At 28.3% G+C, this 26201-nt stretch carries 26 protein-coding genes; 14 read left to right on the top strand and 12 right to left on the bottom strand.

Features of this window, described 5'->3' with window-relative positions; translation table 11 throughout:
• Nucleotides 1-237: 237 nt before the first annotated feature.
• The 8 genes from folE to Q0958_RS04370 form a co-directional block, all read right to left on the bottom strand.
• Entirely contained in the window at nucleotides 238-930 is a 693-nt protein-coding gene (gene folE, locus Q0958_RS04405) for a GTP cyclohydrolase I FolE (protein WP_150899102.1), read from the bottom strand.
• A 46-nt stretch (nucleotides 931-976) separates the two neighbouring features.
• Nucleotides 977-2395 carry a histidine--tRNA ligase gene (hisS, locus tag Q0958_RS04400; protein WP_299120157.1) on the bottom strand — a complete coding sequence of 473 codons (1419 nt, stop codon included), beginning with the start codon at nucleotides 2393-2395 and terminating at the stop codon, nucleotides 977-979.
• Between the two features lie 92 nt (nucleotides 2396-2487).
• A complete protein-coding gene (locus tag Q0958_RS04395; protein ID WP_299120154.1) occupies nucleotides 2488-3417 on the bottom strand; it encodes a YihY/virulence factor BrkB family protein in 930 nt (309 codons plus the stop codon).
• Nucleotides 3414-3983: a pentapeptide repeat-containing protein gene (locus Q0958_RS04390; RefSeq protein WP_299120152.1), complete on the bottom strand. Its 570-nt coding sequence runs from the start codon at nucleotides 3981-3983 to the stop codon at nucleotides 3414-3416. Before Q0958_RS04390 ends, Q0958_RS04395 begins: the two co-directional genes overlap by 4 nt.
• A complete protein-coding gene (locus tag Q0958_RS04385; RefSeq protein ID WP_299120149.1) occupies nucleotides 3984-6104 on the bottom strand; it encodes a M3 family metallopeptidase in 2121 nt (706 codons plus the stop codon).
• Between the two features lie 80 nt (nucleotides 6105-6184).
• On the bottom strand, nucleotides 6185-6631 hold the full coding sequence (locus Q0958_RS04380) for a TlpA disulfide reductase family protein (protein WP_299120147.1): 447 nt from the start codon (nucleotides 6629-6631) through the stop codon (nucleotides 6185-6187).
• A gap of 205 nt (nucleotides 6632-6836) precedes the next feature.
• Nucleotides 6837-7697, bottom strand: a complete 861-nt coding sequence (gene nadC, locus Q0958_RS04375) for a carboxylating nicotinate-nucleotide diphosphorylase (RefSeq protein WP_150899108.1) — start codon at nucleotides 7695-7697, stop codon at nucleotides 6837-6839.
• Between the two features lie 82 nt (nucleotides 7698-7779).
• Nucleotides 7780-9159: a glycoside hydrolase family 71/99-like protein gene (locus Q0958_RS04370; RefSeq protein ID WP_299120136.1), complete on the bottom strand. Its 1380-nt coding sequence runs from the start codon at nucleotides 9157-9159 to the stop codon at nucleotides 7780-7782.
• Between the two features lie 122 nt (nucleotides 9160-9281).
• Here Q0958_RS04370 and rlmH point away from each other — a divergent pair, with 122 nt between their 5' ends.
• Nucleotides 9282-9755: a 23S rRNA (pseudouridine(1915)-N(3))-methyltransferase RlmH gene (gene rlmH / locus Q0958_RS04365; protein ID WP_299120133.1), complete on the top strand. Its 474-nt coding sequence runs from the start codon at nucleotides 9282-9284 to the stop codon at nucleotides 9753-9755.
• Nucleotides 9756-9911: 156 nt separating this feature from the next.
• The gene (locus Q0958_RS04360; RefSeq protein WP_299120130.1) at nucleotides 9912-10748 is read left to right on the top strand and encodes a hypothetical protein; all 837 of its coding nucleotides are present in this window, start codon (nucleotides 9912-9914) and stop codon (nucleotides 10746-10748) included.
• An 81-nt stretch (nucleotides 10749-10829) separates the two neighbouring features.
• On the opposite strand, the gene Q0958_RS04355 is transcribed toward Q0958_RS04360, so the two are convergent.
• Nucleotides 10830-11609: a helix-turn-helix transcriptional regulator gene (locus Q0958_RS04355; protein ID WP_299120127.1), complete on the bottom strand. Its 780-nt coding sequence runs from the start codon at nucleotides 11607-11609 to the stop codon at nucleotides 10830-10832.
• A 179-nt stretch (nucleotides 11610-11788) separates the two neighbouring features.
• Here Q0958_RS04355 and Q0958_RS04350 point away from each other — a divergent pair, with 179 nt between their 5' ends.
• The 8 genes from Q0958_RS04350 to Q0958_RS04315 all read left to right on the top strand — a co-directional run bounded on the left by Q0958_RS04350 (nucleotide 11789) and on the right by Q0958_RS04315 (nucleotide 20279).
• On the top strand, nucleotides 11789-12361 hold the full coding sequence (locus Q0958_RS04350) for a non-canonical purine NTP diphosphatase (RefSeq protein WP_299120125.1): 573 nt from the start codon (nucleotides 11789-11791) through the stop codon (nucleotides 12359-12361).
• Nucleotides 12358-13392, top strand: coding sequence for an iron ABC transporter permease (locus Q0958_RS04345; RefSeq protein ID WP_299120123.1), 1035 nt, complete (start codon nucleotides 12358-12360; stop codon nucleotides 13390-13392). The genes Q0958_RS04350 and Q0958_RS04345 overlap by 4 nt, the downstream gene beginning before the upstream one ends.
• A gap of 2 nt (nucleotides 13393-13394) precedes the next feature.
• A complete protein-coding gene (locus Q0958_RS04340; protein ID WP_299120121.1) occupies nucleotides 13395-14192 on the top strand; it encodes an ABC transporter ATP-binding protein in 798 nt (265 codons plus the stop codon).
• A gap of 66 nt (nucleotides 14193-14258) precedes the next feature.
• Entirely contained in the window at nucleotides 14259-15302 is a 1044-nt protein-coding gene (locus Q0958_RS04335; protein ID WP_299120119.1) for a M28 family metallopeptidase, read from the top strand.
• Nucleotides 15303-15482: 180 nt separating this feature from the next.
• Nucleotides 15483-16142, top strand: coding sequence for a carboxypeptidase-like regulatory domain-containing protein (locus Q0958_RS04330; RefSeq protein WP_150899116.1), 660 nt, complete (start codon nucleotides 15483-15485; stop codon nucleotides 16140-16142).
• A 5-nt stretch (nucleotides 16143-16147) separates the two neighbouring features.
• Nucleotides 16148-17161, top strand: a complete 1014-nt coding sequence (locus Q0958_RS04325) for a transglutaminase domain-containing protein (protein ID WP_299120114.1) — start codon at nucleotides 16148-16150, stop codon at nucleotides 17159-17161.
• A gap of 70 nt (nucleotides 17162-17231) precedes the next feature.
• A complete protein-coding gene (locus Q0958_RS04320) occupies nucleotides 17232-19022 on the top strand; it encodes a DUF885 family protein (RefSeq protein WP_299120112.1) in 1791 nt (596 codons plus the stop codon).
• A gap of 84 nt (nucleotides 19023-19106) precedes the next feature.
• Nucleotides 19107-20279 (top strand): nuclear transport factor 2 family protein, encoded by a 1173-nt coding sequence (locus tag Q0958_RS04315; protein WP_299120110.1) that lies wholly within the window; start codon nucleotides 19107-19109, stop codon nucleotides 20277-20279.
• On the opposite strand, the gene Q0958_RS04310 is transcribed toward Q0958_RS04315, so the two are convergent.
• Together Q0958_RS04310 and Q0958_RS04305 are read right to left on the bottom strand one after the other, a co-directional pair.
• Nucleotides 20280-20693, bottom strand: a complete 414-nt coding sequence (locus tag Q0958_RS04310) for a hypothetical protein (RefSeq protein ID WP_299120108.1) — start codon at nucleotides 20691-20693, stop codon at nucleotides 20280-20282.
• A complete protein-coding gene (locus Q0958_RS04305) occupies nucleotides 20680-21264 on the bottom strand; it encodes a sigma-70 family RNA polymerase sigma factor (RefSeq protein ID WP_299120106.1) in 585 nt (194 codons plus the stop codon). The genes Q0958_RS04310 and Q0958_RS04305 overlap by 14 nt, the downstream gene beginning before the upstream one ends.
• Before the next feature lie 139 nt (nucleotides 21265-21403).
• Between Q0958_RS04305 and Q0958_RS04300 the strand changes: the two genes are divergently transcribed.
• Together Q0958_RS04300 and Q0958_RS04295 are read left to right on the top strand one after the other, a co-directional pair.
• Nucleotides 21404-21787: a DUF6249 domain-containing protein gene (locus Q0958_RS04300; RefSeq protein WP_299120104.1), complete on the top strand. Its 384-nt coding sequence runs from the start codon at nucleotides 21404-21406 to the stop codon at nucleotides 21785-21787.
• A 94-nt stretch (nucleotides 21788-21881) separates the two neighbouring features.
• Entirely contained in the window at nucleotides 21882-23210 is a 1329-nt protein-coding gene (locus tag Q0958_RS04295; RefSeq protein ID WP_299120102.1) for a hypothetical protein, read from the top strand.
• Between the two features lie 83 nt (nucleotides 23211-23293).
• On the opposite strand, the gene Q0958_RS04290 is transcribed toward Q0958_RS04295, so the two are convergent.
• The gene (locus tag Q0958_RS04290) at nucleotides 23294-23932 is read right to left on the bottom strand and encodes a WG repeat-containing protein (protein ID WP_299120100.1); all 639 of its coding nucleotides are present in this window, start codon (nucleotides 23930-23932) and stop codon (nucleotides 23294-23296) included.
• A 280-nt stretch (nucleotides 23933-24212) separates the two neighbouring features.
• Between Q0958_RS04290 and Q0958_RS04285 the strand changes: the two genes are divergently transcribed.
• Both Q0958_RS04285 and Q0958_RS04280 read left to right on the top strand, forming a co-directional pair.
• A complete protein-coding gene (locus Q0958_RS04285; RefSeq protein ID WP_299120097.1) occupies nucleotides 24213-25550 on the top strand; it encodes a M28 family metallopeptidase in 1338 nt (445 codons plus the stop codon).
• Nucleotides 25550-26119: a YdeI/OmpD-associated family protein gene (locus Q0958_RS04280; RefSeq protein WP_299120092.1), complete on the top strand. Its 570-nt coding sequence runs from the start codon at nucleotides 25550-25552 to the stop codon at nucleotides 26117-26119. The genes Q0958_RS04285 and Q0958_RS04280 overlap by 1 nt, the downstream gene beginning before the upstream one ends.
• The last annotated feature ends 82 nt before the right edge of the window (nucleotides 26120-26201 follow it).

Raw genomic sequence — 26201 nt, 5'->3', positions numbered from 1 at the left:
AAACTTTTTAATATTAAGAAAACTTTTAGAGAAAGCTATTTTAGCGTAATAGAATTGTTAAGTGAAGAAAGTAAACTTTAATTTATTGTAAATAGCTGTTAATTTATAAATGAGGTTTAAAGGATTTTATTATGCCTACTTTCCTTTTATATTAAGCTATTATCAAACTATACTAAAACAAAAAACTCTCAACTTTAAAAGTTGAGAGTTTTTTAAATATTTGTAAAGACTTTTTTACTATTGGAAGTCAGTATTTAATTTTATATAGTCTAAGAACTCACGTTTAGTTTCTTTGTTTTTAAACGCTCCACCAAACTCAGCTGTTACTGTACTACTTTCTATATCTTTAATTCCTCTAGAATTTACACATAAATGTTTTGCATCAATAACACAAGCAACATCATCTGTTCCTAAAGCTTCTTGCATTGCCTGTACTACTTGCATTGTTAAACGCTCTTGTACTTGTGGACGTTTAGCATAATACTCAACAATACGGTTCATTTTAGATAAACCAATAACTTTTCCTTTTGAAATATAAGCCACATGTGCTCTTCCTATAATTGGTAATAAGTGGTGCTCACAAGTAGAATATACAATGATATTTTTTTCTACTAACATTTCACCGTACTTATAGGTATTATCAAAAGTAGATGCAGCAGGTTTGTTCTTTGGGTTTAATCCCATGAATAATTCATTAACAAAAGCTTTAGCTACTCTTTTAGGAGTTCCTTGCATACTATCATCTGTTAAATCCATTCCTAAAGTTTCTAGAATATCTTTAACACTTTCCTGTATTTTTTCTATTTTTTCTTTATCCGAAATATCAAAAGCATCTGCTCTTAATGGAGTTTGAGCTGAGGTACCTACGTGGTTCTCCCCAATCTCATCTATTCTTTCGTCATTCATTTTGTTGTTATTCACTTCAAACATTTCTTTCTGTTATTAAGGCGCAAATTTACAATATAATGTTGTTAATTTACTGTAGTTTGTTAATCAATTCGTTGACAGTACAATTAAATTGTTCTCCTGCCTTCATATTTTTAACAACAAGTGTACCGTTTTCTATATCTGTTACTACAAAATCAATTTCTCTATTCGTAGCATACTTCCATTGTTTCTTTTGTTGTTTAATACTTCCAGCTACATCTGGATATAATTCAGATTTTATGTTGTTATTTCTTAATTCTTTAATCGCTTTAATCTTAGATAAACTCTGACTTTCATCAAAATTTATGAATAATACTTTTGGCTTAGGTAATTCTACTGCCTCAAATAAATTCAGTTCTTCCATAACCAGGTAGATACGATCTAACCCAAAAGAAATTCCAACTCCACTTACATCTTTTAGTCCAAAAATTCCTGTCAAGTCGTCATAACGACCTCCACCACCGATAGATCCCATTTTGACACCTTTTGGTGCTGCTACTTCATAAATAGCTCCTGTATAATAATTCAATCCACGTGCTAGTGTTACATCCAACTCCAAAGTAGCTGATGTTAACCCTAACTCTTCAATCATATTTACTACAGTACGTAAGTCATTTACTCCTTGAATTCCTTCTTCAGAGTCTTTTAACATCTCTTCTAATGATGCTAACTTATCTTGATTAGTTCCCGAAAAATTAAATAATGGATCTACTTTTTCAATAGCTGCTTCAGAAATTCCTTTTTCAAGCATTTCTTTAACAACTCCTTCTTTTCCTATTTTATCTAACTTATCTAAAGCTACTGTAAAATCTATTAATTTATCAGATGCTCCAATTACCTCTGCAATACCTGATAATATTTTTCTATTATTAATTTTGATAGTCGTTCCTAACAACCCTAACTTACTAAAAACAGTATCGTATAATTGGACAAATTCTACTTCTTGTACTAACGATTTACTTCCAACTACATCGGCATCACATTGATAAAACTCTCTAAAACGGCCTTTTTGTGGACGATCTGCTCTCCAAACTGGTTGTATTTGATAGCGTTTAAACGGAAATGTAATATCGTTTTGGTGTTGTACTACATAACGTGCAAATGGCACAGTTAAATCGTAACGAAGTGCTTTTGTTGAAATTCTGTTAGTAAACTTATTTAACTCTATTTTTTCAGAAGTTTCAAGATCATCTAAAGAATTATGCTTTATCTTTTCATAAGAATCAGGTAATTCTATTGTATTTTTTTCAAAAAGAAAATTTCCTGAATTTAAAATCTTAAAAATTAATCGATCTCCTTCTTCTCCATATTTTCCCATTAAAGTTGATGATTTTTCAAAACTTGGAGTTTCAATTGGTTGAAATCCGAAGTTTTCAAACGAATGTCTTATTATATTAAAAATATAATTTCTTTTGGCTACTTCACTTGATGAAAAATCTCTTGTTCCTTTTGGTATACTTGGTTTCATATGAATTATGAATTCTAAATTTAGATATTACTTGTTAACAGAAAAACTACCTTGTTCTTCTGCAAGCGCAAATATCTGAATTTATAGGATAATTATGAAGTTTTATTTCTTCGTTTTAATCGATAAATAGAAGCGTTCAATTCAAAACCCAAAAGTAGTATAATAGCATTTAACCAAACAAACAACATTAAGACCAATAATGTTCCTATCGATCCATATAATTTGTTATATGTTGCAAATTTTACTACATATATTCCAAATAAGTAGAATGTGAATAATGATAATATAGTAGTTAATATTGCTCCTGGTGAAAAGAATTTCACTTCCTTTCCTTGTTTGGTACCAAATCTAAATAATAAGGATACAATGGTAAAAATCATTAATAAGAATAGTAACCCACGTCCCCAGTAAAATAAGTTCAAATCTGTTGTATTTAACCAACCTGCTTGGTCTATTCTTGCTAATGCCAGTTGATAAAAAATAATTAAGACTACAGTTACAATTAAGAAAAGTGACATTAATAATGAAACTCCTAATGAAATGAAATATGCTCTAAATACACTTCTCATTTCTTTAACATGATACGAATATTCAAAACCTCCAAAAATGGCATTTACACCATTTGTCATTAGAAAAATAGAAGCTAAAAAACCAAAAGATAATAACCCACTATACTGATTATTTACAATATCTTTCAATACAATTGCTACAGCATCGAATGTTTTTGGTGGCAGCATTTCTTGGATTAAACTAAAAAGATTGTCTTGAAAACCATCTATTGGAATGTAAGGTATAAGAGATAGTATGAATAGCATAAATGGAAATATTGCCATAAAAAAACTAAAAGCAACTCCTCCTGCTCTTGTTGTCAAAGCTCCTTTTACAATACCTATTATGTACATTTCTAATACGTCGTATAAGGACATTCCTTCTAGGCCGGGAATTTTTATTTTTTTCCCAAAGGCCACCAATAAATTTAATACTGGTACTTTTCTTAACTTATCTTCAATTAATTTAGTCATTCAATAACTATATTATACTTCCGTAATAGACCAACACTGTTTTCTAATGAAAATTTTGCTCCTTTTAATCGATTGTTTTCTGGATCGATTGAAAAGTTTTTTGCTGACCTAAAATCTGCTTTTTCTATAACTGTTTTTTCAAAAATTGTTCCATTTAAATCGCAATTTTCAAAGGTAGACTGATGTAAATCTCCTTCTGTAAAATCTGCCTCTTGTAAATTACAATTTATAAATCTTGTTTTAGGAACTTTTAACTGATAAAATGACGAAAAGTTTAACTGGCAATTTTTAAAACTAAACTCTAATAAGAATGAATCACATTCATTAAACTTTACTCCAATCATTTTACAATTCACAAAAGACACTTCTTTTAGAGAAGTGCCTTTTATAATAGTATTGCTAAAATTACAATCGATAAACTCGCATTCTAAGAATTGAATATTAGACGCATGTATACCTTCAAAGTTACAATTTTCAAACGTACAATTGTCATATTCTCCTTTTTTGATTTTGGTTGTACTAAAATCAATTTTAGAAAACGTTTCGCTATCGAAATAATCGTTCATTTATTTTAATCCTCTTGCTTTTAACATCGGAGTTGCTTTTGGATCTCTTCCTGCAAAAGTTTTATACATTTCTGCATAATCCATTGTATTTCCTTTTGACAAGATTTGTTCTCTGAACTTTTGTCCATTTTCACGTGTTAACAATCCATTGTTTTTAAACCAATCGTATGCATCGTGACTTAACATTTCTGTCCATAAGTATGAATAGTAACCTGCTGCATATCCTCCACTAAATATATGTGCAAAATATGTTGAACGGTATCTTGGTGGTACCTCAGATACTTTTAATTTCATTTTACTTAATGCTTCTTCTTCAAATTTTGCTACGTCTTCTATTTTATCATCTACTGAAATTGTATGCCATTGCATATCTAAATTAGAAGAACATAAGTTCTCTATCATTGAATATCCTTGATTAAACGTTCCTGCATCTTTTATCTTTTTTAATAATGATGCTGGAATTACTTCACCTGTTTTATAATGTAATGCGTAATTATTTAATACTTCTGGATGCGTTGCCCAATTTTCATTAAACTGTGATGGGAACTCTACAAAATCTCTCGAAGTACTTGTTCCTGAAATTGAAGCATATTTTTGATTTCCAAATAATCCATGTAATGCATGTCCAAACTCATGAAACATTGTTTCTACTTCATCAAAACTTATTAAAGCTGGCTCTCCTTCTGCTGGTTTTGGTGAGTTACATACATTGTAAATTACTGGTTTTTGTCCTCTTAGTTTTGATTGCTTTACAAATGCACTCATCCATGCTCCTCCTCTTTTACTATCTCTTGCAAAGAAGTCTCCATAATATAATCCTAATGGACTTCCGTCCTCTTCGAAGATTTCATATACTACAACATCTGGATGATATGTTGGAATGTCTGTACGCTTTTTAAAGGTAATTCCATATAACTTTGTTGCAGCATAGAAAACACCTTTTTCTAAAACATTTGTTACTTCGAAATAAGGTTTTACTTCTTCTTCATTTAAATTATACTTCGATTTACGAACCTTTTCTGCATAATGATTCCAATCGTATGGTGTTAATTTAAAATCTCCTCCTTCTTTATTTATTTCTGCTTGTATTTCTTTTACTTCTGAAGCTACTTTTTCTAATGATCCTGGAATTAATCCATTAAACATTTCAAAAACCTTAGCTGGTGTAGATGCCATTGTTCCTTGTAAGCTCCAACTTGCATAATTGTCAAAACCTAAAATCTTAGCTTTTTCAGCTCTTAAAGACACCATTTTCTTTACTAGATCGCTAGTGTTATATTCTCCAGCATCTGTTCTGTGAATTGATTTTTCAAATAAATCTTTACGAACTTCTCTATTCTCTAATGCTTGTAATGATGGTTGTTGTGTTGTATTAATTAACTGGATTTCATATTTACCATCTTTTTCTATGGATTTAATTTTTTCTTCTGAAAGTCCTTTTAATTTCCCCTTATCTTCAACTACAACTCCTCCTTTTTTACTCGCATCTAATAACTTTTTACCAAAATCGTTTGATAAACTTGCTATTTCAGAGTTAATCTCTTTTAATTTTTCTTTTTTATCTTCTGATAAATTTGCTCCAGCTTTTACAAATTTTTTGTAATATTCTTTTACTAAATGTTTAGATTCTTCATCTAAATTTAAAGTATCTAATGTATTGTAAACTGTTTTTATTTTAGCAAATAGTTCGGTATTTAATAAAATATCATCATTGTGTTTAGAAAACTTTGGTGCTAATTCTTTTTGAATATCTTTAATTGTATCGTTGGTATTAGCTCCTGCCAATGCATAAAAAACTGCTGTTACATTATCCAATGTTTTACTACTTTCTTCTAAAGCTAGTATGGTATTTTCAAAAGTAGGTACTTCTTTATTCTCAACAATTTTAGCTATTTCTTCATTTTGCACTTTCATACCTTCTAAAATAGCAGGCATAAAATGCTCGTCTTTTATTTTAGTAAAATCTGGAGCTCCATAATCTAATGTACTTTTTACTAACAAAGGATTATCTGCTGTAGTCACACTCATATCAGTATTTTCTTTAGTTTCCTTTTTGGTTTCTTTGGTATTACAACTCACCATAAAAGTAAGCGCAGCAACAATGACTATATGTTTTTTCATTTTACTTATTTTAAGTTAAACTGAACTATTTATTAATTTGTAAAAAGTTTTACAAAACAGGATTTTACTATAATATTAAACTATGGTTCAATTAAATATTTAACTGAATAATCCATATATTTTTTCTTATTACCAACCCATCTGTCAACAATAATTCCTTTTTTATCAATTAAAAAGAAAACTGGGTATTGGTCTATATCGTAAATCTTCTTTATTTTCTCTTTTTCTTCAACATTCCAAATAGTTGCACTCTTAAAATCTATTTTTAAACGTTTTGCAATTTTATACCAAGTATCCTTTTTTTCATCTCCGTGGACAGAAATTACTTTTAAATCTGAAGGATATTTTTGTTGAAGTTTATCCATATGTGGATATGTTTTCCAACAAGGACCACAATAAGTAGCTGTAAAGTTTAACAATACATTCTTCTTATTCTTATACTGAGATAATTTAATTCGTTTTTTTGATTTCACATCATATCCTGTAAAATCAACAGCTTTACTTCCCACATCAATTTTTTGACTCATTAATTGAAAACAGGAACTAAACATTAATAAACATGTAAAAAATATACGTAATTTTTTCTTCATTGGAGATAAGGGAATTTTATATTAATAATATTTAGCAAACATATTAAAACTCAAGCATAATTTATAATTACATCCTTGAGTTTTTAATCTTTTAACACTATTGAAACCTATTTACAAGGTTTCTTGTACTTTATTCAATTGATTAATCTACAGCTTTTAAGCTTAAATCTAAATTATAAACAGAGTGCGTTAAAGCTCCTGATGAAATGAAATCAACTCCACATTCTGCATATTCTCTGATTGTTTTTTCATTAATTCCACCTGAAGATTCCGTTAAACATTTATCACCGATTAACGCTACAGCTTTACGTGTATCTTCATAATTAAAGTTATCTATTAAAATTCTGTACACGCCTTCGTTTGATAAAATTTCTTCAATTTCTTCCAAACTACGAGCTTCAACTATAATTTTAATATCTAAATCTTTCTCTGCTAAGTACTTTTGGGTTTTTGTAATTGCTTGAGTTATCCCTCCTGCAAAATCTATATGATTATCTTTAATCATAACCATATCGTATAAAGCAAATCGGTGATTTTCTCCTCCACCTATTTTTACCGCCCATTTTTCCAATGCACGTATACCTGGAGTAGTTTTACGAGTATCTAACACTTTCGTTTTTGTTCCCTCTAATAAGTTAGCAAAAAACTTAGTTTTTGTTGCAATAGCACTCATACGTTGCATAGCGTTTAATACTAAACGTTCTGCCATTAAAATAGATTGGGATTTTCCTGAAACATAAAAAACAATGTCTCCATATTCAACTTCATCTCCATCATTGATTAATGTTTCCACTTCTAAGGTTTCATCTACATAACTAAAAACCTTTTTAGCAAACTCTACTCCTGCTATTATTCCTTTGTCTTTTACTAATAATTTTGCTTTTCCTGTTGCATCAGATGGAATGCAAGATAATGAAGTATGATCTCCATCTCCTATATCTTCTCGTATTGCATTCTTTATAATTAAATCTAACTCTTTATTAAATTGTTCTTTTGAAATCATAGTACTCTAATTCTTGATGTAAAAATAGTGTTTTCATCAAGAATTAGATAAAACTATATAAAAAGTTCAAAATGTAAACTTATTATGAAAAATCACCTCCAAAATAATGTATGGTAATACACACTAAACGCTTTGCTTTTTTTAATCTATTATTCATTGCATACCAATGAGCTACATCCATTAAAAAATTTACAATAAAGTTATTTGAATGTTGTTTTCTTAATTTATATATATAATAAGGTATTCTTAAATCTCCTTTTTTATAGCTTGTTTTTGTATACTCTTGTAATGCTTCTAAATGAGAAAACCCATGTTCTTTGGTTGGTTCTATTTGTGTTCCTTCTCCAAAATCATTCCATGTAGCTATTTGGATAAAATCAACAGGATGTCTTAATGATTCATCAAACGATTCTTTAAACACATCAACTCCTCTTCCATCTAAACTCCAATCATCATCAGTTGGCGATTTCCATCCTCCTTCTATATAAAAGTCATCAAATCTAGGATAAGCAACTCCTCCAACAATATCTTTATTAAAGTCGACATTATTCAAATAATAACCTGACAATGTAGTTAAATGATTTCTATCTATCCAAGCATATTCTCCCGATGTATTGGTGCTACCTAATGTATTAGATGCGTTCCATAACGACAACAAACTCATGTTGGTATTTATTGAGCTTAAAATGGTACTCCAATCAGCTGGATTATCAATATAACTAGGTCCGAATATCATTAATAATGGATTATTTTCTACATGAACATAATTTTCTTTCGATAAATATTTATTTTCTATATATCTTAAATCTCCTACCGCTTGAGTAATTTGTAATTGAGTTAAACTTCTAGCCTGTTCTCTCACCACTCTATCTTCATACATTACTGCAAAATCTAAATTAGTTTTATCTAATTCTGAAACAAAACTTTCCATTCCTTGTTTTATTTCTTCAAAATCTAATACATCTCTTTTTCCATACCAATCAAAAATTACTCCATCAACTCCTGCTAATTTCATTAATAATAAATGGTATTGTTGTAAATCTTTATCTTTTGTTGAATAGGGTCCTATTAACGGATAATAATGTGAAGCTATATCCCTTTCTCCTTCTGAATTAATAATATTTGGATTCTTATTAGTCATTGTCCAATGTTGTCCCCAAGAACCATCAACTTCTAAAGATCTAAACCAAGGCATATAATGGACTAATATTGGTTTTTCGGAAGTTCTTTTTGCTGATTTTGGTACAGTAGCACTACGACTTAGCATCTTTTTTTCTTCTTCATCAATAATTTTTTCTAAATCATAATCTCCTAAGCTTTTCATCCAATCCTCATAGTAATCTATTTTTTTGGGGGATTCTTGTAAACTTTTATTTTCTTCAACTAGGTTTTCTTCGTTACATGAAATGACGAATAAAATCGACAAAACAAGTAACGTTTTTTTTAATAAACGTACTTTCATTTTTTCTTTAACTTTTTAATAAACAAATAATTAGCTATAATAAAGATATTTAAAAAAAGTTTTTTAACAGTATAAAAAATTGTCTTTTTTTGATTTAATTTTGTCTTTCGAAACAATTTATAATGAAAATAAAATTACTTGCTATTGGTAAAACCGATAATAAAAATCTAGTTCAACTTATTGATGAATATCAAAAAAGATTAAAACATTATGTAAAGTTTGAATTAGAAATTATCCCAGATATTAAAAACGTTAAAAACCTTAGTGAAGCCCAGCAAAAAGAAAAAGAAGGGCAGCTAATTTTATCAAAACTTCAAAACACAGATCAACTCATTTTATTAGACGATAAAGGGAAGCATTTTACTTCTATTGAATTTTCTCAGTATCTTCAAAAGAAAATGAATTCTGGAATAAAACAAATTGTACTTGTTATTGGTGGGCCTTATGGTTTTTCTGATGCTATTTATCAGAAAGCTCAAGGAAAAATATCATTATCTAAAATGACATTTTCTCATCAAATGATTCGTTTATTTATAGTTGAACAAATTTATCGTGGTTTTACTATTTTAAGAAATGAACCATATCATCATGAATAATATAATTTTATCTTCTCCAATACAATTATTTATCTTTATTTAAACCTTTCAAAAAAAGGTTAATATATTCATTAATAAAGTGTTTGGTATTGTAAAAAAATGTATAATTTTGTCGCCCCTTGAAAAATATCTAGAATATTACAATAAATAATTAAAATGAAAAATTTAAAATTTTTAGTAACCTTTATCCTTTTTGTGAATTTTTTTAGTTTACAGCAAATTTCTGCTCAAAACGATATCAAAAAACTAAAAACAGAGATAAAAAACAAAGAAAATCAAATTAGTGCTAACGAAGAGATTTTAGTTAGTGGTGTTCAAGCTTTAAAACGTGTAAAAGCGAATTTAGAAGATTTTAAAAAAAGTAAAAAAGCTACAAAAGGAGAGGTTAATCGAAAAGAAAGGATTGTTTCGAATATGCAAGCAAGATTAGGTAAATTAAATATTCAATTAGAAAGTCAGAAAAAAATTCTAGCTTCTTTGAATAGAAAACTTGCTAGAAAAAATAGAAAAAACAATTCTAAAAAAGCTAAAACAAATTTAAAAGCTGAGGAAGTTGCTAAGGATAATGGTAATAATGATTTAGCTACTCGTAAACAAAAACTGGAAGCGGCTCGTAGGAAACTTGAGGAAGAGCGTAAAGCTAAAGAACTTGCTTATTTAAAAGAACAAGAAGCCTTACGTATACAAGCTGAAAAGTTAAAAGAATTAGATAATCAAATTAAAGCTGAAGAAAAATCTATTATCAAAGAGAAAAGTACTTTAATTAGTGATTTAGAAGACGACATTAGTATTAATGAAGAAATTTTATCTAGTAGTAAAGAAGGTTTAGCTAAAATGAAGGCGAAATTAGAAACTGCCAAAAATGACCCTTCAACTTCTAAAGAAAGTATTTCTCGTAAAGAATCTATTATTATCAAAATTGAAAAGCGATTAAGCAAAATTCAAAGTGAAATAGAGGCTAAAAAAGCAGAATTAAACAAATTAAAAAGCTAAATAACTTTTAATTTTACAAAAAAGCGAAACTTTATCTAGATAAAGTTTCGCTTTTTTTATTCTTATATTTTAAGTTTACAGCTATTTTTTTGCTAATTTATATAAGACAATTATTTCTATTATGGTTGTAGGGATTAAAAAAACTGCCCCCAATGAGGCTAAAACAATAGTAGCCAAACAAACTCCTGTTATTATCTCCATAATCGCGCTTACCTGAATTAAACTTCCTAGTTTATCTTTTAGCCTTAATAAACTTAGTCCAAAAATAATTTGGATAGCTCCAAAAACAACAAACTCTACTATTCCTGTTATAATTATTGTTTCATTAGATGAGTTTATTAGAAATATATCATGTATTTCTGAAACTACATAAGCAATCATTATAACATAAACTATTATTTCTAATAACTTGTAGGTATATATTTTTGCTATTCTTAAAAAACCTGTAAAGAAAACTACAAAAGCCGCTGAAGAAATCACTTTAACAACAGAGTATAATACTTTGTTTAAGGTTGATGTATCTTCTGTAAATTGATATATATCAGCAATAGTTTCTATAAAACTAAAAACAAAATATACTATTCCAAATACCCAAGCTAAGTTTAATACTTTTTGATCTTGAATTGTTAATTCAGTTTCTTTTTTAAAGCTATTTATATCTGCACCTAATGCTTGCAAAATTGTTTTTATTGTAAAACTTCTTGGAGTTGTTTCACCTGCCTCTATCCTTTGAATTGTTCGTACATTAATATTACATTTTTCTACTAATTCTTCTTGAGTAAGCCCCTTTTGTTTTCTTAACTCTAAAATCCTTTTTCCTAATTCTGGCTGTTTCATGGTAAGTAAATTTTCATTTCTCATACAATGTTACTTTTGATTTTCTTTTTAATGAAACTTTTTAATTGATTTTCACCCGACATTTATACGACTTTCCTTTATTTACAACCCCTTCAGCCTTTTCTCTTTTTTCATAAAAACTATAAATATTAATTACAAAGATGATAAAAAATGATACATTTGTTAACACAAACACGCAATAAATGAAACTTGTTTTCGCTACGAACAATTTAAACAAACTAGCCGAAGTACAAAAAATGCTTCCAAATTCTATTGAATTACTTTCTTTAAAAGACATTAATTGTTTTGATGATATTGAAGAAACTGCAACTACATTAGAAGGTAATGCTATTATAAAAGCTAATTATATTACACAAAAATTTAAGCTTAATTGTTTTGCCGATGATACTGGCTTAGAAGTTGAAAGCCTTAATGGAGCTCCAGGTGTGTATTCTGCTCGTTATTCTGGTATACCTGCCAATTCAGAAAATAACATGCAAAAATTATTAACTGAATTAGATGGTAAAAATAACAGATTAGCTCAATTTAGAACTTCTATTTGTTTAAACTTAAATGGAGAGCAATTTTTATTTAATGGTATTTGCAAAGGAGAAATTTTAACAAAAAAACAAGGTGAAAAAGGTTTTGGTTATGATCCAATTTTTCAACCAGAAGGATATGAACAATCTTTTGCTCAAATGACTTCAGAAGAGAAAAATAAAATCAGTCATAGAGGTTTGGCTATTCAAAAACTTGTTGATTTTTTAAAGAAATGATAGGAAGTAAAAAAACATATACACGATATTTTATACTTCTATTTATTTTACTCATCTTCTTTTTGTTTTTAAACATAAGTTTAGGCTCTGTTTCTATTCCTTTTAAAGACATTTTTAATTCATTAACTGGTGGTAATGCTTCTAAAGACAGCTGGCAAACTATTATTTTAAATTTTAGATTACCTAAAGCTATTACAGCAATTATGGTAGGTTCTGGTTTGTCTATTTGTGGGTTATTAATGCAAACCCTATTTAGAAATCCTTTAGCAGGTCCTTTTGTTTTAGGAATTTCCTCAGGTGCTAGTTTAGGTGTTGCATTACTTATTTTAGGAGCTGGCTTGTTTGGGAACTTTCTCACAACACTTGCTTTTTCTAGCTGGGGAACAGCTGTTGCTGCTAGTTTAGGTTCCTTTTTAATTTTAACTTTAGTTATTATTGCTGCCAATAGAGTTCGAAACACTATGTCTATCCTTATAATTGGTCTAATGTTTGGCTCCTTAACTTCTGCTATAATAAGTGTACTATCCTATTTTAGTGAAGCTGAACAAATACAACAATATATGTTTTGGAGTTTTGGAAGTTTAGGAAATTTAACCTGGACTGAACTCACTATTTTTGGGATAATTTATGGAATTGGTGTTTTAGGAACATTTACGGTTATTAAACCTCTAAACAGCTTTTTATTAGGTGAAAACTATGCTAAAAGTTTAGGAATAAATATTAAGAGAAGTAGAACTATTATCTTACTTATTACAAGTTTACTAACTGGAGTTATTACTGCTTTTTCTGGTCCTATAGCCTTTATAGGATTAGCAGTTCCTCATATAGCAAAAATATTTTTTTCTACATCTAATCATAAAACATTATTGCCTGCTTCGGCATTAATTGGAGCTATTATTTTATTAATTTGCGACTCTATAGCTCAATTGCCTACAAGCGAGTTTACATTACCTATTAATGCTATAACTTCTTTATTTGGAGCACCTATTGTAATTTGGCTTTTAATTAGAAAAAAGAAAATATACATATAAAATTGACCAACCTTAATAAACATATCATTCTTAAAACTGAAAACCTTTCCATTGGTTATCAGACAAAAAAGAAGCAAACTATTATTGCTTCTAACATAAATTTATCTGTAGAAAAAGGAAAATTTATTGCTTTATTGGGTAAAAATGGGATTGGTAAATCTACTTTATTACGCACACTTTCTAAAGTACAAAAACCATTGGATGGTTCTATTGAAATCAATCAAAAAAACATTCTAAACTATTCTTATCAAGAGCTAGCAACCTCTTTAAGTTTAGTTTTAACCGAACGCTTACCACAAAGTCAATTAACCGTTTTTGAATTGATTGCTTTAGGTCGTCAACCTTATACGAATTGGATAGATAAATTATCTAAAAACGATTTAAAAAAAATCCTATGGGCCATAGAACAAACAGAAATTGTACATTTAAAAGATAAACTATTTCATGAATTAAGTGATGGACAATTACAACGTGTACTTATTGCCAGAGCTTTGGCTCAGGATACTGAAATCATTATTTTAGATGAACCTACGGCTCATTTAGATATCCATCATACTTTTAAGGTGTTTTCTCTGCTAAAAAAACTAGTTAAAAACACCAATAAAACTATTATTATTTCTACTCATGAGGTAAATTTAGCTATTCAGTTAGCTGACGAACTCATTTTACTCTCTGAAAAACAAATGTATAACGGAACTTCACAAGAATTAATTAGACAAGATGCCTTTGAAGAATTGTTCCCAAAAGAGCTTATAAGTTTTAACAAAACATTAGAACAGTTCATTATAAAGAAGAGTTAAATTTGACTCTATGTAACGTTATGTTATCAAAAAACTAATCAAACTAAAACTTTAATTAAATTATTAATGAGAAAATTACTTTATGTCGCGGGTACTGCTGCCCTTGTAGCATGTGGAGCTAGTAAAGAAACTGCAAGTACTGATAGCGATTTAAACATAGATTATGCTGAGAAATTTGCAAAAACTATTACAGCAAAAGACCTTGGAAAACATTTATTTGTATATGCTTCTGATGAATTTGAAGGACGTAATACAGGAGAACCTGGTCAAAAAAAAGCTGTTAAATATTTAAAAGATTTTTATGTAAACACTGGCATAGCATCTCCTTTAGGTGGTAATGATTATTTCCAAGAAGTTCCTTCTGAATACTTAAGTAACAATCGTCGAGGAATGAAGTTAAAAGACTCTGAAAACGTAGTTGCATTTATAAAAGGAAGCGAAAAACCAGATGAGATTGTAGTAATTTCTGCTCATTTAGATCATGAAGGTGTTAAAAATGGAGAAATTTACAATGGTGCTGATGATGATGGTTCTGGTACCGTTGCTATTTTAGAAATCGCTGAAGCATTTAAAAAAGCAGCAGACGCTGGCAAAGGCCCTAAACGTTCTATCTTGTTTTTACACGTAACAGGTGAAGAAAAAGGTTTATTAGGTTCTAAATACTACACAGAAAACCCTATTTTTCCTTTAGCTAATACAGTTACAAACTTAAATATTGACATGGTAGGTAGAGTTGATGATCGTCATAAAGGAAACCCTAACTATGTATATTTAATTGGTGCAGATAAATTAAGTACTGAATTACATAATATATCTGAGGCAATGAATAAAAAATATACAAACATTGATTTAGATTATAAATATAACGATGAAAACGACCCTAACCGTTTTTATTATCGTTCTGACCACTATAATTTCGCAAAACATAACATTCCTATTATATTCTATTTTAATGGGACACATGCCGATTATCACCAACCAACGGATACCCCTGACAAAATTAATTATGAAATGTTAGAGAATAGAGCTCGTTTAGTTTTCCATACTGCTTGGGAAGTTGCGAATCGTGAGAACCGTATTGTTGTTGACAAAACAGATACAACAAAATAATTAATTTTATTTTTATAGAAAAAAGACTCTTCAATTAATTGAAGAGTTTTTTTATTCTATTTATCTAAATAAAAAAGTCAATTCACTTACAAAAAAAAGCAGTTAACTAATTATTGATTTTTTACCATCTTAATAAACTTTAGGTTTGATATTATTACATAAACCATAAAAATTAGTATTATGAAAAATCAATTCAATTTAAGTATTAACAAACCTTGTTATGAAAACTTCAATCAATTCAAATCAACATCTTTAGGCGGATTTTGTGAAACCTGTAAAAAAGAAGTCATCGATTTCTCTAAAATGAACTCTAAAGAAATTTCTAACTATATTAACAGCAATAACTCTAAAAAAATTTGTGGCCAATTTAATAAAAGTCAATTAACAAACTACCCAACTTCTTTTAGTAAAAATAAAAAACATACTTTTTTTAGCGCAATAGCTTTTTCTTTAATTTCATTTTTCTCACTTAATTCTCTTTATGCTCAAAAAGAAGATTCTTCTGATAATAAAAAAAGAATTACTCAAAATAAAGAAAAAAGGGATATTCAAGTGAAAGGAATTGTTACAGATGAAGGAGGTGCTTTACCTGGAGTTAACGTTCTTTTACGGGGAACTAACATTGGTGTAGAAACTGATTTTGACGGAAATTTCACATTTCCTAAACCATTAAAAAAAGGTGATGTATTAATTTTTAGCTTTATAGGTTTAGAATCTCGAAAAGTTATAATCGATAATAAAAACTCCAAATCAACAATTAATTTAAAAATAAAAATGAAACCTGATTCTTGTATGCTATTAGGTGAAGTTTCTGTAAAAAAAATCTTTAAATCTAAATAAGTTCTATGAAAAAAACTTTCTATTTATTTTTTATTCTTTTTTCACAAATTATTCAATCACAAGTTTCTGATTTTAAAAATATAGACTTTACAAAAGCCGATAATATTGCTAAACTAAATCATGGAGAAAATTTAATAAATCTTCCTCTTCTCTGTTATAAGCTAACTCATAAATTAAATTCTGATGTTGAAAAATTTAGAGCTATTTATAGTTGGGTTTCAAATAATGTAAAAGTTGATTATCCTATATATAAAAAAGTAATCCAAAATAGAAAAAAACTGATAAAAGACAGTATTTCTTTAAATCTTTGGAATAAAATTTATAAAGAAAAAGTTTTTAAAACATTAATTAATAAAAAAAGAACAATATGTACAGGCTATGCATATCTAATTAAAGAAATGGCTAATATAGTTGATATTGAATGTAGAATTATTGATGGTTATGGTAGAACAGTTACATCAAATATGAACTCTTTAAAAATTCCAAATCATTCATGGAATGCTGTCAATTTAGATGGAAAATGGTATTTATGTGATGCTACTTGGTCTAGCGGTTATATAGATGAAAAAAGACAGTTTATACAAGATTATAACGATGGTTATTTCTTAACTCACCCTGATTTATTTAATAAAAACCACTATCCTTTAAAGAAAAAATGGCAACTTTCTTCTAAACTAACTGAAAATTCATTTGTCGAAGCTCCTATAGTTTATGGTGAAATATTTAAATATAAAATATCTCCTTTAACTCCTGTAGTAATGAAAATAAATACAAATAAAAATATCCCCATAACTTTTAAGTATAAGTTGTTAAATAATCATTTTTCAGAAAAGATATCATTAATCTGTATATATAATCAAAAAGAAAAGAAGTTAAATATTTATGATTTTAAAAATAAAGATGATTTTATCAGTTTTAAATACTGTCCAACCAAAGGTGGGAATTATGATGTTCATTTAAAAATAAATAATGATATTGTTGCTTCGTATATTATAAATATTGATAATGAGAAAAGTTAAAAAGTAAAACCTTTTAACTTTTCTTGGCTTTTCTTTTTGGTATATTTGTTAGCAATCAAAAAACAAAATCATGAAGAAAATCTTCTTAACTATAGTAACTTTTGCTACGTTGCTAGCTTCTTGTAAGCAAGAAAAAAAAGAAGCAGTAAAAAAAATTGTATCAGAAAATACTGAATTTAATCAGCTTTTAAAAGATTACAATGAAGGTAAATTACAGTTAAACCCTATTAATGCTACTTTTGCTGGAGATAATCGTTTTAACGACCAATTTCCAAATACATTATCTGATGAGTATCAAACAAAAACTAACAAGTTTTACAATTCTTATAAAGCTAAATTAAACAATTTTAAAGATGCCGATTTAACTAAAAGTCAGCAAATGAGTAAAGCTGTTTTAGCTTGGGATTGCGACATGGCATTGGCTCAAAATAGCTTTAAAAATGATTTATTAATGCCTATTAACCAAATGTGGACTATTAACTTAACAATGGGAACATTAGGTAGTGGTAGCAGTGCTCAGCCTTTTAAAACAGTTAAAGATTATGAAAATTGGTTAAGTAGATTAAACAAATACAATACTTGGTTAGTTTCTGCCGAAGAAAGAATGAAGCAAGGAATTAAAGAAGGATATGTACTTCCGCTTTCTTTAATAAAAAAAGTAATTCCTCAATTTGAAGGTTTAGCCACTGCAAAAGTAGAAGAAAACTTATTTTATTCTCCAATAAAAAAATTCCCAGAAAGCTTTACGGATGAAGATAAAAAACAATTAACAGAAGCATATACAAGTGTATTAAAAGACAAGTTAATACCTTCTTTTAAATCAATGTATAACTTCTTAAAAACAGATTATTTAAAAGCCGGAAGAGAAAGTAGTGGAATATCTGATGTTCCGAATGGAAAAGCTTACTACGACCATTCTATTAAAAATTATACTACTACAAATATGACTGCTGATGAAATCCATGAATTAGGATTGAAAGAAGTTGCTCGTATTTTAACTGAAATGGAAAAAGTAAAGGAGCAAGTTGGTTTTAAAGGCAGCTTAAAAGAATTCTTCAATTTTGTTCGTGAAAACAAAGAATTAATGCCATATACTACTCCAAAGGAGATTATCGATAACTTCAATGCTATTCATGAAAAAATGAAGCCACAATTAGAAAAGTTATTTGGTAACAAACCAAAAACTCCTTTTGTGGTAAAACAAACAGAAAAATTTAGAGAAGCATCTGCTAGTGCCGAATATAACCCAGGTTCATTAGATGGAACTCGTCCTGGTGTATTCTACACCCCTATTCCTGATGCTTCTAAATACAATGTTTTTTCTGATGAAGCTTTATTCTTACACGAAGCTATTCCTGGACATCATTATCAAATTTCGTTAACTCAAGAAAATAAAGACTTACCTGATTTTAGAAAAACTTTATGGTACAGTGCTTATGGTGAAGGATGGGCGTTATATACTGAGAATTTAGGTAAAGAATTAGGATTATATACAGACCCTTATCAATATTTTGGAATGTTAGGTATGGAAATGCACCGTGCTATTCGTTTAGTTGTTGATACTGGTATGCATGCTAAAGGTTGGTCTCGCGAAAAAGCTATTCAATATTCTTTAGATAATGAAGCTGAAGGTGAAGCTAGTATTATTTCAGAAATAGAGCGTTATATGGCTAATCCAGGACAAGCACTATCTTACAAAATTGGTCAATTAAAAATTAGAGAATTACGTGCTAAAGCTAAAAAAGAATTAGGCGATAAATTCGATATTAGAGAATTCCACAACCAAGTGTTAGAAACAGGATGTATACCTTTAGCCTTATTAGAAGATAAAATCAATGCTTGGATAGCATCTCAAAAATAAAAATTCAATTTCAATATAATTTAAATCCTCTTTTGAGTTTTCAAAGGAGGATTTTGTATTTTTAAAACTCAAATTTATATATACATGAAAAAGCTATTCATATCTCTATTTATTTCTTCTATTACTTATGCTCAAATCAATACTGAAGTTCATTTATTTGATATAAAATCTGAAAATGATAAATGGACTGTTTCCAATGGAAAAAATATTTCTAATAATAAAGGATATGATAGTCAACCACATTTTTACGATGAAAACACTATTCTATTTTCTTCAAGTAGGAATGGACAAACTGATATTTTAAAATATGATATTAATTCTGGTAAGAAGAATTTTATAAGCAATACTCCTAATGGCGGTGAATACTCTCCCCAACGTATTCCTAATTCTAAAAACATTTCTGCTGTACGCCTAGACAAAGATGGTTTACAACGTTTTTATCAATATGACTTTAAAACTGGAGTTCCTAAAGAGTTAATCAAAGACTTGGTTGTTGCATATCCTATGTGGTATGACCAAAATACAATTATTTCATCAGTAATTCTAAACGATAGTCTTCAACTTTTTATAAGTGATTTAAAAAAGAAAAAAAATATTTATATAACTAAGAAAACTGGACGTTCTTTCCATAAAATTCCTAATAGCAACCTTATTAGCTTTATGAAAAAAGAAGGAAAACAATGGGAAATTTGGTCACTTGATCCTTTAAGTAAAAAAACTAATAAAATTATAGGAACTGGAACTAATGAAGATGTATGTTGGTTACCAAATGGAACCATACTCGCTTCTTATAAAAATATGATTTTAAAGTTTACCCCAAAAACGGATAAACAATGGTCTATATTTCATAGATTTAAAAATGAAAACATTAATAATATTTCAAGAATAATTGTGAATAAAGAAGGAACTAAACTAGCTTTAGTTGCTGAAGTTTCTCCTAGGGTTTTAGCTCAAGAGCAATTAGATGGATACAACAAAAGAGATATTGATGCATTTTTAAAACCTTATGCTAAAAATGTAAAAGTATACACCTATCCTAACCAACTAAATTATGAAGGTATTGATGAAATGAGAAAACGTTACGCTCCAATGTTTGAAAAGACAAAGGATTTGCACTGTAAAATACTAAACAGAGTAGTAAAAGGTAATGTTGTTATAGATGAAGAGCTTGTAACTGCTAATGGTAATAAATTTAAAGCCGTTGCTATTTATGAAATTACCAATGGAAAAATTAGTACTGTTAGATTTGTTAGATAATTACATATTTAGGTTTCTAGTAAAGTGATTTTTTAGATAATAAATTTGTATAAAAATCATTAATGTAAAAAAGAAACAAGTATACAATACTGTATTAGAAATTGTAATTCCTTCAAAAAAATTAAAGTTCTGAAGTTTTGTAAAATAATCAAACTTAATCTTTGGCATTTTTACCCAACTTAAAGATGCTCCTTTTGAAACATAAAAAATACTAATTGCTAAAAAACCTAGAAGTATAGCCCAAACTTTTTTAGATATTAATGGTGTTGCTTTGTATAAGGCAACATTTTCTTCCTTTGCTAAAATATTCATTAAGTTAGAAGTAAAATCCAATGAAGGTTGTTCTACTTCTATTTCTTGTATATATTTTTTTGCAAAAGCATCTAACTCCTCTATATGCTTATTTTCTCCCATAATGATTAATTAATTCGGGTTCTACTTTTTTTTCTACAATAGTTAACAATCTTTTTCTGGCCCTATGCAATTTCACTTTTACATTAGATTCTGAAAATTCCGTTAACTCAATAATCTCTTTTAAACTTAATTCTTCAAAATAAAACATCCACAAAATAGACCGTTCATCTTCTGGCAAACTCATCATACAAGTATTTATAATTTCTGCTCTTTCTTTTCTCTCTATACCTTCTAAAATACCTTCTGTTGATTTTATTTTATTTATCGTTATCTCGTCTATTGTATCTGTATTATATTTTTCTTTGTTCTTTTTTAAACTATCTAAACAAGCTCTATACCCTATTTTATACAACCAAGTAGAAAATTTTGCTTCTCCTTTAAATTTATTTAAATTTTTAAACGCTTTAATAAAAGTATCTTGCGATATTTCTTCAGCCTCTTCTCTACTTTTTAACATTTTTAATGCCAAAGTAAATATCATACCCTTATACTTTTCTACTAAAATAGAAAACGCATTAGTATCTCCTTTTAATACTTTATCAATATATGTTTGGTCGTTATTAATAGTCATTTCATTCTTTGACTGTGCATCATTTAAAAAGGTTACAAATATTTTAAAAAAACTTTTTTTATTTTTTTGTAACCTTTTTCAGAGCATCTCTGTCATACTTGCAAACACATTAAAAATAATCATTTTAAAATTAAATAATATGGAAGTAGCAATTGTATTTATGTTCTTATTCGCAGTAATATTTGGAGTTTTTTATTTATTCTATTCAACAAGAAACAAAGAACGTTTAGCATTAATAGAAAAAGGTGTAGATGCTAAAATTTTTATGCAAGGAGAACGAAAAAAATCAACTTTAACAGGTAGAGTTATAATATTAAACTTAGCTTTATTAGCAATGGGTATAGGAGTTGGTGTTTTATTAGGTGCTATATTAAGTTCTAACTTTGGATATAGTGGCGGTTGGGAAAACAGACCTAGCAATGCTATTGATTCAGAAGTTTTCTTTATTTCTTCAATATTTCTTTGTGCTGGTGCTGCTCTATTTGTTGGATTTAATCTTACTAAAAAATTAGACAATGAATAATCACTACTCTAAATAATAATATGAACCACTTCTTATCGAGGTGGTTTTTTTATTTTTAAAAAGTCTGTACCTTTAAGACGAAATAAAAACAACTATGAGTAACGACTACAAAAACAAAAGTTTTAAACAGCTACTAGACAAACTACAACAAGAAAGTTGGCAATTAGAACTTATTATTTCTGGTTTTGCTATTTTCGGATTATTTACCGCGCTTCCTCAAATAAAAATTGCTGTAGAGACTGCTAAAAACGATAAGCATATATATGCTTTTGTATTACTTCTTGTTGCATTAGTTGCTTGTTATATTCTTATTTTCAACTTACTAGTACATGTTGTTTTAAGAGGTTTATGGATTGGTGCTTTAGGGCTCCGATATATCTCAGGAGATATCGAGTTTGAAGAATTAAATTATCACAATCGTTTTACAAAATATTTAAAAAAGAAAATTGTTTCTTTTGACAAATATGTAGCTACTTTAGAAAATTATTGCAGTGTATTATTCGCTACTTCTTTTCTATTAATATTTTACGTTATCTCCATCACAATTATTTTTGTTTCCTTTGTATTAATAGCTACTTATATCTTTTCAAATGATAAACTTCCTGAAGGTTTTAGAACATTTTTAGGTATCGTTTTAATGCTATTTTTAGTGATAGGATCAATTTTTATGTTTATCGATTTTGTTACTCAAGGTTATTTAAAAAAGAAAAAATGGCTATCTAAAATTTATTTTCCTTTTTATTGGGTATTTAGTTACCTAACACTTTCTTTTCTATACAGACCATTGGTTTATAATTTTCTAGACAATAGGTTTACACGAAGAATAAGCTTTTTTTTAATACCGATATACATAGTAATATCTATTTTCAATTCTGTTAAACTTCAAAAGTCAAATTATATAGATAGTACAAAGTTTAACTCTAATTTATATATCGATAATAGAGAATATGAAGACTTAAGAATGAAAGAAAATGATTTTGTTAGTAATGCTAGTATTCAATCAAAAGTAATTACAGAACCTTATATCAAATTCTTTAAAGTTTTTAATGAAAATGTTGAAGACAGAGTATACAATTACATGCCTTCTTTAAAACCAAAAGAAGATAAAAGAGGGTTTAAAACAGGAATTCAATTCTCCAGTGGACGATCTATTTCTCGTAAAAAAAGAGATAGTTTGGCTATTAAATATGTTGAAACTTTAAATGAAATGTATAAGATTCAAATAGACACTACCTTATATGATACAGATTTCTTAATTAGTAAAAACAAACAAAATCAAGTAGGTTTTGAAACATATATCCCGACCAAAACACTTTCAGAAGGAAAACATATTTTAAGGTTAAAACGTAAAAGAATACGAAAAAAAGATACTATACAAGTTACTGACATTACGATTCCTTTTTGGTTTTACAACAAAAAATAAATAATCTTATACAGTAAATTAATAGCATAAAAAACCTCATTTTATATTTAAAATGAGGTTTAATTCTGTGAATTTATAAAAGCTTATTTTTTAGCTGTTACTACACCTTGTTTCTTTTTAAAAAACTCTACACTATCGTAATTAGGAGGTACAATTTCTCTACCATTTTCATTTATAAAACCATACTTCTTATTGTCTACGCATATTTTTGCCCATCCTTTCCTATAAGTACCAAATTCTTCAATTTTTGTATACTTCGGAATTACAACTAAGTCTCCTTTATTATCTATAAAACCGTATTTATCTTTAATTTTTACTAAAGCCCAATTTTTTTTGTATTTGTCAAACTCTTGTATTTCATCAAACTTAGTATCTACAATTTTTTTTCCGTTAGCATCAATAAAACCATAAAATGAATTTTCTTTTACTAAAGCCCAATCCTTATGATACTTACCAAAGTCGCTTATAAAATCATAAACTACTTCTACAACTTCTTTTCCTGATTTATCAATAAAACCTACTTTACCTTCAAGTTCTACTTTTGCCCAATTTTTCTTTATCTCATCAAAATTTCCTATGCTTTGGTATTTAGGCGAAACAATCTCCATTCCTTTGTCATTTACTATACCATAAAGTTCTCTGTTCTTAACTATAAAAAATTCTTGTGAAGTGGCATAAAAGCTTGACAATACTATAAACGCCAGTGCTAATTTAAATTTCATTACTCTATTTTTAGGGATTAAAGATGCGAATGTAACAAAAAAACAAACCACAAAACCTAAAAACCAATATCTTAACATTTTAAATTATTGTTATCTTATTATCTCTTTATTTAAAATACAATAACCTATACTTAATATTAAATTCAAATAATTTTCTTTAAGTTTTCTTCTAAAACCTCTAGTTTTAAATTAAACATATACCTCAAAAGCGTTAAAGAAAATGTTTAAACAAGTCTTTATTTACATTGTTTCGTATTTTAGATGTCTAAATCCTTAAAAAATGAGAAAATTAACTACGCTCCTATTATGTTCTTTCTTAGCATTTAATTTATATAGTCAAACTAATCAAAACATCTACGATATTATCGATTCTATTTCTGCTAAAAGAATTGAAAAAGATATTACTACACTTGCTAATTTTGGAACACGACATACCTTAAGTGATACAATATCTAACACAAGGGGAATTGGAGCTGCAAGGCGTTGGATTAAATCAGAGTTTGAAAATATTTCTAAAAATTGTAATAATTGTTTAGATGTTTTTTATCAAAAAGATTTGGTAAAAAAAGGAACCAATAAAAGAATTATCAGAGATGTGTGGGTAGTAAATGTAGTAGCTATTCAAAAAGGAACTAAAAATCCTAATAATTATATTATTATGAGTGGTGACATAGACTCTAGAATATCTGACCCTAATAATTTTACAGATGATGCTCCAGGAGCAAATGATAATGCATCTGGAATTGCTGGAACAATTGAAGCTGCAAGGGTTCTTAGTAAATACAAATTTGAAAACAGTATAATTTACATAGGCTTATCTGGAGAAGAACAAGGATTGTTTGGTGGTAAGGGCTTTGCCAACTTTGCTAAAAATAACAACTGGAATGTTATTGGTGTAATTAATAACGATATGATTGGAAACATAAAAGGAGTTGATGGAGTTATTGATAATAGAACTTTTAGAATTTTTTCTGAACCTACCCCTCCTACTGAAACAGAAAGACAAAGAAGGTCTAGACGTTTTTATGGTGGTGAAGTAGATGGAATTTCACGTCAGCTAGCCCGTTACATTCATAAAACTACTAAAACTTACATGCCAGAAATGAACCCAAAAATGATTTATCGATTAGATAGGTTTGGGCGAGGTGGTCATCATCGTCCTTTTAATGATATAGGATTTGCTGGAGTGAGAATAATGGAAGCTCATGAAAATTACACACAACAACATCAAGATATTAGAACCGAAAATGGAATTGAATATGGTGACAAATTAAAGTTTGTAAATTTTGATTATGCTAAAAAATTAACTGCTGTAAACGCTATTAACTTAGCTAGTATTGCTTCTGCACCAACTGCTCCAAAAAATGTTAGTATAGGAGGAATTGTTGAAGCTTCAGTAAAACTAAAATGGGACAAAGTTGAAAGTGCTAAAGGTTATAAAATTTATTGGAGAGATACCACATCACCTACATGGGATTACAGTAGATATGTCAACAATTTGAATGAATTCACTTTAGATGGTATTGTCATAGACAACTATTTTTTTGGTGTTGCTGCCGTAGGTATAAATGGATATGAAAGCTTAATTACTTTTCCTTCAAAAATTATAAGAAAATAATGGCCAAAAATATACCACAACACTATTTTAAAACTGACACTGAATGGCGAAAATGGCTACTAGAAAACCATGATAAAAGTACAGGTGTTCACCTAATTTTATACAAAGTTGATACTCAAATACCAAGTATGCGCTGGGAAGAAGCTGTAAAAGTTGCTTTATGTTTTGGTTGGATAGATTCTACAGTAAAAAGTTTAGGTGACGGAAAGAGACAACAATATTTTTGTCCAAGAAAAGATAAAAGTATTTGGAGTGCTGTAAATAAAAAATACATCAAAGAACTTACTTCTTTAAACTTGATGCATGCATCTGGAATTAAAAAAGTTGAAACTGCTAAAAAGAATGGTTCATGGACAGCTTTAGATGATGTTGAAAATTTAATTATTCCTAACGATTTGCAAATTAGATTTAATCAAAGCCCTATCGCTTTCAAAAACTATCAAAACTTTGCTAAATCTTACAAAAAAGGATACTTATATTGGCTTAATCAGGCGAAAAGAGAAACTACACGTCTTAAAAGACTTGAAGCAATTATTCAATTATGTGAAGAGAACAAAAAAGAAAGATAGCATTTTTAAGAGATTCTCTTCCAATTTTACCATATTATTAACATCACAGAAAAATAACAAATACTAACTTTCCATATTAAAT

It is taken from the genome of uncultured Tenacibaculum sp., from assembly GCF_947499065.1.
GTDB lineage: Bacteria > Bacteroidota > Bacteroidia > Flavobacteriales > Flavobacteriaceae > Polaribacter.
The sequence above is the reverse complement of the archived record's forward strand: the minus strand, read 5'-3'. Positions and strand labels throughout refer to the sequence as shown.

Bases quoted from the DNA above. Each gene is read 5' to 3' on its own strand.
- Q0958_RS04300 (WP_299120104.1), top strand. From the start codon at position 21,404: ATGGAAGTAGCAATTGTATTTATGTTCTTATTCGCAGTAATATTTGGA.
- folE (WP_150899102.1), bottom strand. From the start codon at position 930: ATGTTTGAAGTGAATAACAACAAAATGAATGACGAAAGAATAGATGAG.
- Q0958_RS04315 (WP_299120110.1), top strand. From the start codon at position 19,107: ATGAAAAAGCTATTCATATCTCTATTTATTTCTTCTATTACTTATGCT.
- Q0958_RS04335 (WP_299120119.1), top strand. From the start codon at position 14,259: ATGAGAAAATTACTTTATGTCGCGGGTACTGCTGCCCTTGTAGCATGT.
- Q0958_RS04350 (WP_299120125.1), top strand. From the start codon at position 11,789: ATGAAACTTGTTTTCGCTACGAACAATTTAAACAAACTAGCCGAAGTA.
- Q0958_RS04360 (WP_299120130.1), top strand. From the start codon at position 9,912: ATGAAAAATTTAAAATTTTTAGTAACCTTTATCCTTTTTGTGAATTTT.
- Q0958_RS04395 (WP_299120154.1), bottom strand. From the start codon at position 3,417: ATGACTAAATTAATTGAAGATAAGTTAAGAAAAGTACCAGTATTAAAT.
- hisS (WP_299120157.1), bottom strand. From the start codon at position 2,395: ATGAAACCAAGTATACCAAAAGGAACAAGAGATTTTTCATCAAGTGAA.
- Q0958_RS04385 (WP_299120149.1), bottom strand. From the start codon at position 6,104: ATGAAAAAACATATAGTCATTGTTGCTGCGCTTACTTTTATGGTGAGT.
- nadC (WP_150899108.1), bottom strand. From the start codon at position 7,697: ATGATTTCAAAAGAACAATTTAATAAAGAGTTAGATTTAATTATAAAG.
- Q0958_RS04330 (WP_150899116.1), top strand. From the start codon at position 15,483: ATGAAAAATCAATTCAATTTAAGTATTAACAAACCTTGTTATGAAAAC.
- Q0958_RS04290 (WP_299120100.1), bottom strand. From the start codon at position 23,932: ATGAAATTTAAATTAGCACTGGCGTTTATAGTATTGTCAAGCTTTTAT.
- Q0958_RS04310 (WP_299120108.1), bottom strand. From the start codon at position 20,693: ATGGGAGAAAATAAGCATATAGAGGAGTTAGATGCTTTTGCAAAAAAA.
- Q0958_RS04305 (WP_299120106.1), bottom strand. From the start codon at position 21,264: ATGACTATTAATAACGACCAAACATATATTGATAAAGTATTAAAAGGA.
- Q0958_RS04280 (WP_299120092.1), top strand. From the start codon at position 25,550: ATGGCCAAAAATATACCACAACACTATTTTAAAACTGACACTGAATGG.
- rlmH (WP_299120133.1), top strand. From the start codon at position 9,282: ATGAAAATAAAATTACTTGCTATTGGTAAAACCGATAATAAAAATCTA.
- Q0958_RS04390 (WP_299120152.1), bottom strand. From the start codon at position 3,983: ATGAACGATTATTTCGATAGCGAAACGTTTTCTAAAATTGATTTTAGT.
- Q0958_RS04295 (WP_299120102.1), top strand. From the start codon at position 21,882: ATGAGTAACGACTACAAAAACAAAAGTTTTAAACAGCTACTAGACAAA.
- Q0958_RS04320 (WP_299120112.1), top strand. From the start codon at position 17,232: ATGAAGAAAATCTTCTTAACTATAGTAACTTTTGCTACGTTGCTAGCT.
- Q0958_RS04285 (WP_299120097.1), top strand. From the start codon at position 24,213: ATGAGAAAATTAACTACGCTCCTATTATGTTCTTTCTTAGCATTTAAT.
- Q0958_RS04325 (WP_299120114.1), top strand. From the start codon at position 16,148: ATGAAAAAAACTTTCTATTTATTTTTTATTCTTTTTTCACAAATTATT.
- Q0958_RS04370 (WP_299120136.1), bottom strand. From the start codon at position 9,159: ATGAAAGTACGTTTATTAAAAAAAACGTTACTTGTTTTGTCGATTTTA.
- Q0958_RS04380 (WP_299120147.1), bottom strand. From the start codon at position 6,631: ATGAGTCAAAAAATTGATGTGGGAAGTAAAGCTGTTGATTTTACAGGA.
- Q0958_RS04355 (WP_299120127.1), bottom strand. From the start codon at position 11,609: ATGAGAAATGAAAATTTACTTACCATGAAACAGCCAGAATTAGGAAAA.
- Q0958_RS04345 (WP_299120123.1), top strand. From the start codon at position 12,358: ATGATAGGAAGTAAAAAAACATATACACGATATTTTATACTTCTATTT.